Source organism: Pseudoalteromonas sp. SR45-6 (genome assembly GCF_014163545.1).
Classification (GTDB): domain Bacteria; phylum Pseudomonadota; class Gammaproteobacteria; order Enterobacterales; family Alteromonadaceae; genus Pseudoalteromonas; species Pseudoalteromonas rhizosphaerae.
The window spans coordinates 22,247-35,308 of the sequence record NZ_JACJDM010000051.1 but is presented as its reverse complement, the minus strand read 5'-3'; the positions used below and the strand labels follow the sequence as shown (position 1 = coordinate 35,308).

The 13,062-nt window shown below is 42.0% G+C and carries 13 protein-coding genes; 7 read left to right on the top strand and 6 right to left on the bottom strand.

Annotation, left to right across the window (positions count from 1 at the left end; genetic code table 11):
- Positions 1-181: 181 nt before the first annotated feature.
- Together H5158_RS18070 and H5158_RS18065 are read left to right on the top strand one after the other, a co-directional pair.
- Positions 182-1,672, top strand: a complete 1,491-nt coding sequence (locus H5158_RS18070; RefSeq protein ID WP_182740567.1) for an NAD(P)H-hydrate dehydratase — start codon at positions 182-184, stop codon at positions 1,670-1,672.
- A 187-nt stretch (positions 1,673-1,859) separates the two neighbouring features.
- Positions 1,860-3,752 carry a methyl-accepting chemotaxis protein gene (locus H5158_RS18065; RefSeq protein WP_259398528.1) on the top strand — a complete coding sequence of 631 codons (1,893 nt, stop codon included), beginning with the start codon at positions 1,860-1,862 and terminating at the stop codon, positions 3,750-3,752.
- Positions 3,753-3,797: 45 nt separating this feature from the next.
- On the opposite strand, the gene H5158_RS18060 is transcribed toward H5158_RS18065, so the two are convergent.
- From H5158_RS18060 to H5158_RS18035, 6 genes are all read right to left on the bottom strand, one after another.
- On the bottom strand, positions 3,798-3,995 hold the full coding sequence (locus H5158_RS18060; RefSeq protein ID WP_182740568.1) for a hypothetical protein: 198 nt from the start codon (positions 3,993-3,995) through the stop codon (positions 3,798-3,800).
- 250 nt (positions 3,996-4,245) lie between these two features.
- The gene (locus tag H5158_RS18055; RefSeq protein WP_149980488.1) at positions 4,246-4,644 is read right to left on the bottom strand and encodes a VOC family protein; all 399 of its coding nucleotides are present in this window, start codon (positions 4,642-4,644) and stop codon (positions 4,246-4,248) included.
- Between the two features lie 237 nt (positions 4,645-4,881).
- Positions 4,882-5,295 carry a nucleoside diphosphate kinase regulator gene (gene rnk, locus H5158_RS18050; protein WP_145238060.1) on the bottom strand — a complete coding sequence of 138 codons (414 nt, stop codon included), beginning with the start codon at positions 5,293-5,295 and terminating at the stop codon, positions 4,882-4,884.
- 178 nt (positions 5,296-5,473) lie between these two features.
- Positions 5,474-7,120 carry a chaperonin GroEL gene (gene groL, locus H5158_RS18045; protein ID WP_145238063.1) on the bottom strand — a complete coding sequence of 549 codons (1,647 nt, stop codon included), beginning with the start codon at positions 7,118-7,120 and terminating at the stop codon, positions 5,474-5,476.
- Positions 7,121-7,167: 47 nt separating this feature from the next.
- A complete protein-coding gene (locus tag H5158_RS18040) occupies positions 7,168-7,455 on the bottom strand; it encodes a co-chaperone GroES (RefSeq protein WP_145238066.1) in 288 nt (95 codons plus the stop codon).
- Between the two features lie 153 nt (positions 7,456-7,608).
- Positions 7,609-8,085: an FxsA family protein gene (locus H5158_RS18035; protein WP_182718924.1), complete on the bottom strand. Its 477-nt coding sequence runs from the start codon at positions 8,083-8,085 to the stop codon at positions 7,609-7,611.
- A gap of 211 nt (positions 8,086-8,296) precedes the next feature.
- On the opposite strand from H5158_RS18035, the gene cutA reads away from it, so the two are divergent.
- The 5 genes from cutA (at position 8,297) to accC (ending at position 12,988) form a co-directional block, all read left to right on the top strand.
- A complete protein-coding gene (gene cutA, locus H5158_RS18030) occupies positions 8,297-8,617 on the top strand; it encodes a divalent-cation tolerance protein CutA (RefSeq protein WP_145238073.1) in 321 nt (106 codons plus the stop codon).
- Positions 8,617-10,446, top strand: coding sequence for a protein-disulfide reductase DsbD (locus tag H5158_RS18025; protein ID WP_182718925.1), 1,830 nt, complete (start codon positions 8,617-8,619; stop codon positions 10,444-10,446). Before cutA ends, H5158_RS18025 begins: the two co-directional genes overlap by 1 nt.
- Before the next feature lie 227 nt (positions 10,447-10,673).
- Positions 10,674-11,126: a type II 3-dehydroquinate dehydratase gene (gene aroQ, locus H5158_RS18020; protein ID WP_145238079.1), complete on the top strand. Its 453-nt coding sequence runs from the start codon at positions 10,674-10,676 to the stop codon at positions 11,124-11,126.
- Positions 11,127-11,159: 33 nt separating this feature from the next.
- Complete coding sequence (gene accB, locus H5158_RS18015) at positions 11,160-11,621, top strand: acetyl-CoA carboxylase biotin carboxyl carrier protein (protein WP_182718926.1); 462 nt, start codon at positions 11,160-11,162, stop codon at positions 11,619-11,621.
- 26 nt (positions 11,622-11,647) lie between these two features.
- Positions 11,648-12,988 carry an acetyl-CoA carboxylase biotin carboxylase subunit gene (accC, locus tag H5158_RS18010; protein WP_145238085.1) on the top strand — a complete coding sequence of 447 codons (1,341 nt, stop codon included), beginning with the start codon at positions 11,648-11,650 and terminating at the stop codon, positions 12,986-12,988.
- Positions 12,989-13,062: the final 74 nt, after the last annotated feature.

The following is a 13,062-nucleotide window of genomic DNA, read 5'->3' as shown; positions in this document are numbered from 1 at the left end:
GTAAATTGCGCGCCGTTTTTTATTAAAGTTGCTAAATGCAGCAACAAAAGCAAACGAAAAGACCATCCTTCCTAAGTATACCTCCTAAATTAGCCTGAAAATGTTGGTGACGACATTCCTTGACGCTAGCAGCTGTGGCTAATAGTCTAAGTAAACAGCCCGTCTTCTATTATGGATCAATATGCAGAATCAAGGCCTAGCACAGCAACTATTTTTGGCAAAGCAGGTGAGGGAGCACGAAGCAAAAGCAGCGACCTTGGCAGGCGTTAGCATGTTCACTTTGATGGAGCGCGCAGGGCATGCGGTATTCTCGCAGTGTATCGAGCATTTTCCGAATGCTCAGCGCTACTTTATTCTGGTCGGTTATGGTAATAATGCGGGCGATGGCTATATTGTGGCAAGCCTTGCCAAGCAAGCCGGTAAAGAAGTCATTGTACTTGCAGCCGATACCAGTAGACATCTCACCGGGGATGCGCTTACAGCTCAGCAACGTTGGCAAGCATTGGGGGGCGAAGTTGAAAGTTACACGCAAGGTCGCCTCAATAATGCCGATATTATTATTGATGGTTTGTTAGGTACCGGAATTAATAGTCAAGTTCGTCGGCCATTTTTAACGATGATTGAAGATGCCAACGCGCAACCTAGCGCAATAGTGGCAATTGATTTACCTTCAGGCATAGACGCCGACACCGGGCAGCCACTTGGCATCGCTATTCAGGCTACTATTACCGTTACTTTTGTGGGGATTAAACAAGGCTTAGTAACCGGTGCCGGGCGAAGTGCTGCAGGAAAAATCATTTTTAATGATTTAGGGATCGCAGAATCATTTACCAAGTTAGTGGATGCTAGCGCAACACTTATCAATATCACTAGTTTCAAACCACTTGCTGCACGAAGTCGCAATAGCCATAAAGGGAACCACGGAAAGCTGTTATGCGTCGGTGGGAATCAAGGTACTAGCGGGGCCATTCGTTTATCAAGTGAAGCAGCACTTCGTACAGGTGCTGCAATGGTGCGTGTTTATACTCATCAAAGCAGTGTACAAGTCGTTAGTAGTGGTCGCCCTGAATTAATGGTCAGTTGCGACAGTTTATCCGCAGCCCTTGCATGGGCAAATTGTGTCATTATTGGTCCAGGTCTTGGTCAGGATAGTTGGGCGCAAATCGCATTTGAGCAGGTTATACAATATTGCTTAGCAAATAATTTACCATTAGTTATTGATGCTGATGGCTTAAATTTGTTGGCTAAGCATGTTTTAGAGTATCGCCTTAAAAATTGCATAATAACCCCGCATGCTGGTGAAGCCTCACGGCTAATGAAAGTTTCAATTGCTGAGATTGAAGCAAATCGCTTTCAATCTGCTACGGATTTAGCTAAACGTTATACCAGTACCAGTGTGCTGAAAGGCGCGGGTAGCCTGATCGCCAACGGGCAGCAAACTTGGTTGTGCGAAAATGGTAATCCAGCGCTTGCCGTTGGTGGCAGTGGTGATGTGCTTACCGGCATCATAGGTGCGTTACTTGCTCAAGGTTTCGCTGTTGATCAAGCCGCATGTTACGGTGTGACATTGCACGCTAAAGCAGCCGATATTTTGGCAGAACGCGAAGGGGAGCGCGGCATGTTGCCAAGTGATTTATTTGCGATTGTCAGGCAGCTCATTAATGGTAAATAGCGGTTAAATATACTTTTTGGTCACTATTTTTAGGAACTCGTTTTGCTAAATACAGCACAGTCCCTATACTCTAATTTGCGCGGCTATTATTTACTACTGAGGTAAAAAGAAGATGTTGATACAAAAAAAAATGTACCTAGGGAGTTTTCTGCTGCTGTTGTTTGCTTTAATTATTCTGTCAGGAATAATGCAGCTAGTTGTTACGCCAATCATTAAAAATGACGCTATATCCAGCGCAAAATTACAAGCAAAGGTGATCGGCGAATCGTTAGCAAAAGATTTAGCTAAAAGTGCCACCTTAACGCAAAGCTTAGCCGTGGTAGCCGAGACTTTGCCATTGCAGCAAGCGGCCTTTATTGAAAATATTGCTCCTTTGATTGCAAGTGGCAAAGGTATTGCGGGTGGTGGTATTTGGCCTGAGCCGAATAAAATGCTGCCTTCAGCAGCAAAGGCATCTCTTTTCTGGGCGAAAACAGGTAATGGCCAATATAAACTTTTAGATGATTATAACCAGCCCGACAGCAGCGCGTATCAACAAGAAACCTGGTATAAAAATGCCATTAACGCTAATCGGGGTGAGTGCGTTTGGTCCGAAGCTTATGTAGACACGGTATCGAATGTACCGATGGTTACCTGTTCCGTGAAAATAATCCGTGATAACCAATTTTGGGGGGTTGCCACTTTAGACGTTGAACTGGCATCTATCGAAAGCTCATTGATCGCAGAGAACAATGCTACGGGCACCTATAACTTTATTTTAGATAGCGCCGAGCAACTGGTATCGATTCCATCGATACGCAATACTAATTTAGCAATGATGAGCCTTACTCAGGTTGCCAGTAAAGACAGTAGCTTAAAGCCGTTGGTCAGCGCCTTGCAAAACAGTAATACAACTGTTGCTGAATTTGCCAGTGGTGTGGTTAATAATGACCAATCTATTTTAGTAACTTACTCATTGGCAGAGCAAAATTGGCGCTCCGGGGTTATTATTCCTGCCGCAATTGCCAAGAAAACCGTTAACACCCTCACTTATTATTTATACAGTTCATTTATCGCCCTTATTCTCGCTTTTGTATCAGTATTACTGATTTTTGGTAATCGCCTGGTGCAGCAAATTAACACCACCACAGAGCAAGTTAGAATGTTGGTGCAAGGTCGCACGAATTCAAAACTGGCGGTGCGCGGAAGTGATGAAATGAGCCACTTATGCGAAGCGATTAATGATTATGGCGATCATCTGATTAAGATTTTAGAACAGATCCAAGCAGAAGCCGCTGCGGTTAAAAACAACGCTGAAGCGATGGATACCTTAAGTAATAACAGCCAAATTCGTACCCAAGAGTTGATGGAAGAAAACAACATGTTGGCTGAGGCAATTCATGAAATGTCGATAGCAGCCTCATCAGCCTCACAAGATGTTTTGAGCGTTGCAGATATTACTACGCAATCAGCTGATTTAGTGAATTCTGGTTTTGATGTTATTGAGAAGAATGCCGAATCAATCCAGTTATTATTTGATAAATTAACGGAATCATCAGATGCCATTTCACGGATTGCACAAGACTCAAAACAAGTGGGCTCGGTGCTTGATGTGATCATGAATATTTCAGAACAAACTAATCTACTTGCGCTTAATGCTGCCATTGAAGCCGCTCGAGCAGGTGAATCAGGACGTGGTTTCGCGGTAGTGGCTGATGAAGTTAGAACCTTGGCACATCGTACTCAGCAATCGGCTGGCGAGATTGAAACCATGATCAGCCAATTGCAAGAAGCCGCTAGTCGAGGGGTTAACGTTATTGGGCAATGCCGTGAATACTCTGAAGTAGTGAACGAGCGCTCAGCAACAACACGTGCACAGTATGAAAGTATTGTTACCGCGTTTAATGATATTAAAGAGCGTTCATCAAGCATTGCCGTAGCGACTGAAGAGCAATCACAGGTAACCGAAAATGTGAAAAACTTGGCAGAGCGAATTCGTGAGATCTCTGTGCAAAATGCCAGTGATGCTGAAGAATTTCGTAGCGTCAGCAAAGATTCAAATAGCCAAGCACAGCGTTTATATCAAATTAGTCAGCAATAATGTGATTCATTGATAGTGTTTTTCAAGCATCGTTAGCTGAGAATCTCAGCGCGATGCTTCACCTTCGTCCTCTTCTGGTGGATCGCCGGAGTCTTCTTTGCGTTTACGTTGCTCTTGTTTGGCTTTTTGTACATTCTCAAGTTGCGGGGGTGGAATAGGGAATAACGAAATAAGCGCAAAGAACGACAAAAATAAAAAAGCCCCTCGTGACATGGTTTTACCCCAAGCGACAATTTTCATCATGGCCCAAAACACAATCAGCAATAATTTTCATCATGGCCCAAAACACAATCAGCAATAATATGCTCACTACAAGCCAATGCAGCAGTAATGTTCCAAGACTGACCTTATCTAATAAATCCATTTGTGTTTAATATGGTTACTAATAGTTAGTTAATGAGGGTTAATTGAGCAATATCAAGTCAACCAGAGGTTCCATATTAAGCCAGTAGGTTGTGATTTATCGCGATTAGTGACCTCTCACTGACTGCTTTTAATTTAATTGTAGTAAGTCCCATTTATTACCATACAAATCTTCAAATACCACAACGGTGCCGTATTCTTCTACGCGGGGCTGTTCATTAAAGTTAACGCCATTTTTTTGCATTAATTCATAATCTCGCCAAAAGTCATTGGTATGTAAAAATAAAAACACTCGGCCGCCAGTTTGGTTGCCCACAGCCTCTAACTGCTGTTGAGTACTTGCTTGTGCGAGTAATAAATTAGTGCCATTAGAGTTCGGTGGTGATACTAATACCCAGCGTTTACCATTACCCTGATCAGTATCTTCGATTAAATCAAACCCCAGTTTTTGAGTGTAAAATGCAATCGCATCATCATAATTCCCTACAACTAATGCCATGCTACCTATATGCTGTTTTATGTTTGTCATTGTCCTAACTTGAAATAATGCAGTGCTTAAAGATGCTTTTTAGCATATAAGAAAATATAACCCGAGGACAAAAGACTGGTACGTTAAGTGCGGTGCTAGATTTATCAGTAGATCTGACTTCAGTCAGAAAGCTTTTCCCGATAAATCTGGACTTACGTGTGGCTGGCGCTAGGTTTTAAACTTATTATCTTTAAAAACAAAACCCAGCTTTCACTGGGTTTTTAATAACACTAAATATTATCGATGTAACTCACCGGCTCGTTCTGGCTGATAAGTGATTGCTTTTATTTTTACTTTTATGAGACCGCCACTTGGTTTTGGCCATTCAATTTCATCACCTTGCGATAGACCAAGTAAGGCGCTACCAACAGGGGCTAAAATTGATATTTTATCAGCACTTGCATCAGCATTTTTTGGATACACTAAGGTCTTAGTGAATTCTTCTTGGGTCGATTCAACGATAAAGTTTACCGTTGAGTTCATAGTAACCACTGTCGAAGGCACATCTTTTGGCTCAACGATTGTTGCGCGGCCAAGTTCAGCTTCAAGTTCTTTTTCGCCAGCAAAGCTTCCTGCTGGTAATGATTCCATTAAATCATACAATCTATCAGCATCGAGTGACGAGATGATCAGTTCAGGCTTTTTATTCATCTTAATATCCTTAATTATGTCTTATAAATAAAATTAACTCTGAGTATGGTTTTGGCATACAGTTAAAAAGCACTGCAATACGCTGGAGTCATTTTATTTGCTACTTTATCGTTGCTCTTAAAGCTAAAAACCCAGCCGAAGCTGGGTTTTTATTTTAGCTAGATGGTTAGGAGATGAATTACATCATGCCGCCCATACCACCCATGCCGCCCATGCCTCCCATATCAGCGCCGCCAGCTTCATCCTTTGGGATTTCAGCTACCATTGCTTCAGTGGTGATCATAAGGCCAGCAATCGAGCCTGCAAATTGTAGTGCAGAGCGCGTTACTTTTGTTGGATCTAGGATACCCATTTCAATCATGTCGTTGTATTCGCCAGTTGCTGCGTTGTAACCGAAGTTACCCGTGCCGCCTTTAACTGCGTTAATAACAACAGACGCTTCGTCACCTGCGTTGGTAACGATTTGACGAAGTGGTGCTTCCATAGCACGTAGTGCTACTTTGATACCGTGGCTTTGATCTTCGTTGTCACCAACTAAATCAACAAGTTTGCTTGCTGCACGTACTAGTGCAACACCACCACCAGGCACTACGCCTTCTTCAACAGCAGCGCGAGTTGCATGAAGTGCATCTTCAACGCGGTCTTTTTTCTCTTTCATTTCGATTTCAGTAGCAGCACCTACTTTGATTACCGCAACACCGCCGGCAAGTTTAGCCATGCGCTCTTGTAGTTTCTCTTTATCGTAGTCTGATGTTGCTTCTTCGATTTGTGCTTTGATTTGCGCAACGCGACCGTTGATGCCAGCTTCTTCGCCTGCACCATCGATGATAGTTGTATCATCTTTAGTGATAACTACGCGCTTTGCAGTACCTAAATCTTCAACTGTTGCTTTTTCAAGTTCCAGGCCGATTTCTTCAGAGATAACCGTACCACCAGTTAATACTGCGATATCTTGTAGCATTGCTTTACGACGGTCGCCAAAACCAGGCGCTTTAACTGCTGATACTTTAACGATACCGCGCATGTTGTTAACAACTAGAGTAGCTAGTGCTTCGCCTTCAAGGTCTTCAGCAATGATAAGTAATGGTTTGCTTGCTTTAGCAACGGCTTCTAATGTAGGTAGCAACTCACGAATATTAGAGATTTTTTTATCTACAAGTAGAATAAATGGGTTATCTAATTCAACAGCGCCTTTTTCTGCGTTGTTGATGAAGTATGGAGATAAGTAACCACGGTCAAACTGCATGCCTTCAACAACATCTAGTTCGTTTTCAAGTGATTGACCTTCTTCAACAGTGATTACACCTGAATTACGGCCTACTTTTTCCATTGCTTCTGCAATGATGTCGCCAATTTCTTTATCAGAGTTAGCTGAAATAGTACCCACTTGAGCGATTGCTTTTGCATCGGCACATGGTACTGAAAGTTCTTTTAGCTCAGCAACAGCTGCGATGATTGCTTTATCAATACCGCGCTTAAGGTCCATTGGGTTCATGCCCGCAGCAACCGCTTTTAAGCCTTCGTTTACAATTGACTGTGCTAATACTGTTGCAGTAGTTGTACCGTCACCGGCTGCATCGTTTGCTTTAGATGCAACTTCTTTAACCATTTGTGCGCCCATATTTTCAAACTTGTCTTCAAGTTCGATTTCTTTTGCCACTGATACACCATCTTTAGTGATCACTGGAGAGCCAAATGATTTGTCTAGGATTACGTTACGGCCTTTAGGACCTAAAGTTACACGAACTGCGTTTGCTAAGATGTTTACGCCAGCTAGCATTTTAGCGCGTGCGTCACCTGCAAAAAGTACTTCTTTTGCTGCCATGATTAATTTCCTCTGAATTCTGAATGTTTGTTAAACGAAAAGTAGCTTTAGCCTACAATGCCTAAAATATTGTCTTCACGCATGATCAGGTACTCTTGACCTTCGATCTTTTCAGCTTTTTCAACATATGAGCCGAATAACACAGTGTCACCGACTTTAACTTCTAATGCTCTCACATCACCGTTATCTAGAGTACGGCCATTACCCACTGCAATAACTTTACCGCGGGTTGATTTCTCAGCCGCAGAACCAGTTAATACAATACCGCCAGCAGATTTGGTTTCTTCTTCTAGGCGCTCAACGATCACGCGATCATGTAAAGGACGAATGTTCATTTTATTTAGTTCTCCTAACAGTTTCTGAACAGGACAGAAAAAAGCTTTATATGTACCAGTTTGCATTAAACCCTGTGGTTCAAGGCAATTGATTTAGTTGTACTCAGTAATGGGGGTATTGCTTCAAAACCCAAGTGATAAAAATTAAAATTTTTAATCTTTTCTCTCGTACTCACCATCAATAGTGGTCGGCTCACTCATTTTGCGAGGTTCTGGCTCTGCATGAGTGTGCTGATTAAATGCTGTTGGACCTTGTTGCATGCCTGCACTCATACGCACAGTTGCTTGACTAGCAAGGCCTGCAGCTAGTTTATTGCGAATGGCCGGGGTCAATAATAAAAAACCGAATACGTCGGTCATAATGCCTGGAGTTAGCAATAATATGCCGGCGATAATCACACATAAACCGGTAAATAATTCTTTGGCTGGCATTTGCCCTTGCGCCATTTGTGTTTGCACATTTTGCAGTGCGCCCATACCTTGTGTTCTAACTAATTTTGCGCCGAATATTGCGGTTACAATAACCAGTGCAATAGTGGCGAATCCACCAATTACATCAGCTACTTGAATTAACAACGCAATTTCAATAATTGGCACGAGAATAAATAATAAAAACAAAAATCTAAACATAAGGCTCTCTAAATAGTGATCACTCAGTTGAGTTGATGAAATATAAATATGGGTTATCAGGTCTTTTTTCAAGGCTAGTGGTAAAGCTGTGTTGGCTAAATAGCCTGAACTCTGATTAAGCGATTTATTATCCGCAGTTTAGGTTAACTACACTTTGCCTTAGCTATCAGCTACTATGGCATTGGGCAGAGCAATCAATCAAAGGTTCAATATGACGACTCATTTTCGACTTATTTTTACCACTTGCGCAGATGTAAGTGAGGCACGCTCCATGGCTGAGCAATTAGTTAAGCTTAAATTAGCTGCGTGTGTGAACATTCTTCCAAATGTGGAATCTGTTTATATGTGGCAAGGAGAGGTTGCTTATGCAACCGAGTGTAAATTATTAATTAAAACAAAGTCAGAAAAAATGAATGAATTGATTCAAACTATCAAGCAATTACATAGTTATGAAATTCCTGAAATACAGGTTATTGATGTGGCCACTGGCAATTTAGCCTATTTTAATTGGATGGATGAGGTACTTAATTAATGCGTTGTTTTCTTTTATTGCTTTGTGCGCTGTCGTTAATGCCAGCACAGGCTGCAACTAATAATTTATTAAGTGATTTGCTGCAGCCCGCAGAGCAAACATTTTTACCTGTTGATCAGGCATTTTCATTTGATTTTGATCAGCAAGGCAGCACTCTTTTTATTGGTTGGGATATTGCGCCAGGTTATTACCTATATAAAAAGAAGCTAGAAATTATTGGTAAAGGTGCTGATATTGAAGTGCCTGATCTTGGTAAAGGCGTGATCATTGAAGATGAGTTCTTTGGCAAAACAGCAGTGTTTTTTGATTCACTGAGTGTGATCAGCAAGCTAAGTAATATAGCTGAAGGTGGCGTAATTAAAGTACGTTATCAAGGCTGTGCTGAAGCAGGGCTATGTTACCCGCCAGAAATCATCACCATTCCATTGAGTATGATTGCCGGTGAAATCCCTGCAACTGATAATGCAACAGCAGGCAATGCATTAGCTGCGCTTAGCGCTGAATCAGCGGCTGCTACAGAAGATGTTGTAACGCAAGAAGATGACTTAGAAAAAGAATTAAACTTTACTGAAAAACTGGCCTCGCAAGGTTTGTTAGCGAACTTAGCGATTTTCTTTTTGGTCGGTATTGGCTTGGCATTTACGCCATGTGTATTTCCGATGTTTCCTATTTTGTCGAGCCTAATTGCAGGACAAAAAAATCTTTCCACTAAAAAAGCTTTTGCGCTTTCTTTTGTTTATGTGCAGGGTATGGCCGTTACGTATGCGGCGCTGGGCCTTGTGGTTGCATCACTTGGTGGTCAAGTGCAAGGTTATTTGCAGCACCCATATGTATTGATTAGTTTTAGTTTATTATTCGTTTTACTCGCTATGTCGATGTTTGGTTGGTACGAAATAAAGCTCCCTAGCGGCATGATGAATAAGCTCACACAAGTAAGTAATAATCAAAAAGGCGGCAACTACATTGGCGTGTTTTTAATGGGGGTTTTATCGGGTTTAATTGCTTCACCTTGTACCACCGCACCGTTATCAGCTGCGCTATTGTTTGTTGCGCAAAGCGGCGATTATTTAGTTGGCGGCTTAACTTTGTATGTGCTGAGTTTAGGGATGGGTATTCCGCTGCTGTTATTAGGCACCTCTGGCGGTAAATTATTGCCAAAAGCAGGCGGCTGGATGGAACAAGTTAAAACCCTGTTTGGTTTTATCATGCTGGTAGTGCCATTGATCTTGCTTGAACGTATTGTCGATGCAGACATCATATTACTTATGGCGGGCTTATTAGCATTAGCAACGGCCTTGTATTTACATCATTGGCAGAGCGCTCAAACACAAGGTAAGTTAAAAACTGCATTGTGGTTTGTTGCAACGTTATTAGTTGTTAGCGGTGTGAGCTTAACTAAAAACTATATATGGCCAACAGCGCAAGTTGTTAGTGCCGCAAATGGCGAGCAACAAGAGCGCGGCTTTAAATTAGTTGCTGACTTAGCTGAGCTCAAACAAGCAATAAATGATGCAAACAGTGATGGTCGTTTAGTGATGGTCGATTTATATGCAGATTGGTGTGTTGCGTGTAAAGAGTTCGAGAAATACACTTTTCCTGACGCTAAAGTACAAGGTGAGTTTGCAAACTTTGAGTTGTTAAAAATTGATTTGACCGAAAGTGATGATAAAACAATTGCTGTAATGGAAGAGTTTTCGGTATTTGGTTTACCCAGTATTTTGTTTTTTGATACACAAGGTGAAGAGCTTGCAGCACAGCGTGTGACGGGCTTTTTAAATGCCAAGGACTTTGCTGAGCATTTAGCAAAAGTGAGAAATAGCGCTAAATAAACATTTTTCGCACCGCTATTTTAAACGCCACTTTATATGAGTGGCGTTTTTGTTTTTGTGGTGGCTACTAGTGATTAGACCAGTATTTTGCTGCTATTTACATCGAACTGGCTATAATAGGTGGTTAACGTGAGAAATACTTGCTATTTTAGTTTTTCCCCTCTACATTTTGCGGGGATTTCTAATCAAAATGGCTTAACTCATTATTTATAGGATTATCGCGTATTATGGCTGCAAAATTTAAACTTTTAGTTATAAATGGCCCTAACTTAAACATGCTGGGTAAGCGTGAACCAGAAAAATACGGTTTACAAACACTGAGTGAGATTATGAGCGAACTAACTGAGTTTGCGCATGGTCTAGATGTTGAGCTAACGCATTTTCAAAGTAATAGTGAGCAAGCTTTAATTGAGCACATACATAGTGCATGGCAGGTCATTGATTACATTATTATCAACCCAGCGGCATTTACGCATACAAGCGTGGCTTTACGTGATGCATTACTGGCTGTTGATATCCCGTTTTTTGAAGTGCACTTAACTAATGTGCACACGCGGGAAGCGTTTCGTCATCATTCATATTTTTCTGATGTGGCGCAGGGCGTGATATGTGGATTAGGCGCAATGGGTTATCGCGCAGCACTTGAAGCTGCTGTCAATCGGTTGCAAAACTCGAATTAATTTTAAACTAACAAACTAACAGGCGGGTCGTTCATGGATATTCGCAAGATCAAAAAACTAATTGAACTAGTAGAAGAATCAGGTATTGCTGAATTAGAAATCACCGAAGGTGAAGAATCAGTACGTATCAATCGTAATAATATGAGTGCAGGTCCTGCTTACGCTCCACATTATGCACCACAGTACGCTCCAGCACCGGCTCCAGCCCCTACAGCTGCACCTGCTGCAAACGTAGAAGCGGCAGCACCTGCCGGTCCTACTGGCCATCAAGTATTATCGCCAATGGTAGGTTCTTTCTATAAAGCAGCTTCTCCTGAAGCGCCTTCATATGTAGAAGTGGGTTCACAAGTTAAAGTAGGTGATACGCTTTGCATCATCGAAGCGATGAAAATGATGAACCAAATTGAGTCAGATAAAGCGGGCACAGTGAAAGCGATTTTAGTTGAAAATGGCGAGCCAGTAGAATTTGATCAACCTTTATTCATCATTGAATAATAGCGCAACCTAAAAGGCCAACTCTAATGTTAGATAAAGTAGTCATTGCAAACCGAGGTGAAATTGCACTTCGTATATTGCGCGCCTGCAAAGAGCTTGGGATCAAAACGGTTGCTGTGCATTCAACGGCGGATCGCGATCTTAAGCATGTATTGCTTGCAGATGAAACAATATGTATTGGTAGACCTTCTGCCACTGAAAGTTACTTAGACATTCCGCGCATTATTGCGGCAGCTGAAGTAACCGATGCAGTTGCTATCCACCCGGGTTATGGTTTCCTTGCAGAAAACGCTGATTTTGCTGATCAAGTTGAACAAAGTGGTTTTGTGTTTATTGGTCCGCGCGGCGACACGATTCGTCTAATGGGCGATAAAGTATCTGCAATCGAAGCAATGCGTAAAGCTGGCGTACCATGTGTACCAGGTTCAGATGGTCCGGTATCGGATGATAAAGACCGCAACATGCAAATCGCTAAACGTATCGGTTACCCAGTGATCATCAAAGCCGCTGGTGGCGGTGGTGGTCGTGGTATGCGGGTTGTTCGCAGTGAAGCTGAGTTAATTGACTCAATCGCTTTAACGCAACAAGAAGCAAAACAGTTCTTTGGTAATAGCATGGTTTACATGGAAAAATTCCTTGAAAACCCACGTCATATCGAAGTTCAAGTATTGGCTGACGGGCAAGGTAATGCTGTTCACTTAGGTGAACGTGATTGTTCTATGCAACGTCGTCATCAAAAAGTAGTCGAAGAAGCGCCAGCACCAGGTATTACTGCTGAAGTGCGTAAGTTTATCGGTGAGCGTTGTACGCGTGCATGTATCGAAATCGGTTATCGTGGTGCGGGTACATTTGAGTTCTTATACGAAAATGGTGAGTTCTATTTCATTGAAATGAACACTCGTATTCAGGTTGAGCATCCAGTGACAGAAATGGTTACCGGTGTTGATTTGATCAAAGAGCAGTTAAAAATTGCAGCGGGCCAACCACTATCATTCACGCAAGACGATGTCGTTATCCGTGGTCATGCAATTGAGTGTCGTATTAATGCTGAAGACCCTGAAACGTTTATCCCGTCACCGGGAAAAATTACGCGTTTCCACCCAGCAGGTGGTTTAGGTATTCGTTGGGACAGCCATATTTATGCTGACTACACAGTGCCACCACACTATGATTCAATGATCGGTAAATTAATTACTTACGGTGAAAACCGTAATGTAGCAATTGCCCGTGCACGTAATGCATTGAATGAGCTTGTGATTGACGGTATTAAAACTAATACGTCATTACATAAGCGCATCTTAGCGGATGAAAATTTCCAAAATGGTGGTACTAATATCCACTATCTTGAGAAAAAATTAGGTCTATAATCCTAATTACAAAAAAAACCGGCAACTTTGCCGGTTTTTTTGTGTCTATAAGTGTCGATTCTCGCCTTAGTAAA

Excerpts from the sequence above, each read along its gene's own strand:
- H5158_RS18070 (WP_182740567.1), top strand. The coding sequence starts at position 182 with ATGCAGAATCAAGGCCTAGCACAGCAACTATTTTTGGCAAAGCAGGTG.
- H5158_RS18065 (WP_259398528.1), top strand. The coding sequence starts at position 1,860 with ATGCAGCTAGTTGTTACGCCAATCATTAAAAATGACGCTATATCCAGC.
- H5158_RS18060 (WP_182740568.1), bottom strand. The coding sequence starts at position 3,995 with ATGATGAAAATTGTCGCTTGGGGTAAAACCATGTCACGAGGGGCTTTT.
- H5158_RS18055 (WP_149980488.1), bottom strand. The coding sequence starts at position 4,644 with ATGACAAACATAAAACAGCATATAGGTAGCATGGCATTAGTTGTAGGG.
- rnk (WP_145238060.1), bottom strand. The coding sequence starts at position 5,295 with ATGAATAAAAAGCCTGAACTGATCATCTCGTCACTCGATGCTGATAGA.
- groL (WP_145238063.1), bottom strand. The coding sequence starts at position 7,120 with ATGGCAGCAAAAGAAGTACTTTTTGCAGGTGACGCACGCGCTAAAATG.
- H5158_RS18040 (WP_145238066.1), bottom strand. The coding sequence starts at position 7,455 with ATGAACATTCGTCCTTTACATGATCGCGTGATCGTTGAGCGCCTAGAA.
- H5158_RS18035 (WP_182718924.1), bottom strand. The coding sequence starts at position 8,085 with ATGTTTAGATTTTTGTTTTTATTATTTATTCTCGTGCCAATTATTGAA.
- cutA (WP_145238073.1), top strand. The coding sequence starts at position 8,297 with ATGACGACTCATTTTCGACTTATTTTTACCACTTGCGCAGATGTAAGT.
- H5158_RS18025 (WP_182718925.1), top strand. The coding sequence starts at position 8,617 with ATGCGTTGTTTTCTTTTATTGCTTTGTGCGCTGTCGTTAATGCCAGCA.
- aroQ (WP_145238079.1), top strand. The coding sequence starts at position 10,674 with ATGGCTGCAAAATTTAAACTTTTAGTTATAAATGGCCCTAACTTAAAC.
- accB (WP_182718926.1), top strand. The coding sequence starts at position 11,160 with ATGGATATTCGCAAGATCAAAAAACTAATTGAACTAGTAGAAGAATCA.
- accC (WP_145238085.1), top strand. The coding sequence starts at position 11,648 with ATGTTAGATAAAGTAGTCATTGCAAACCGAGGTGAAATTGCACTTCGT.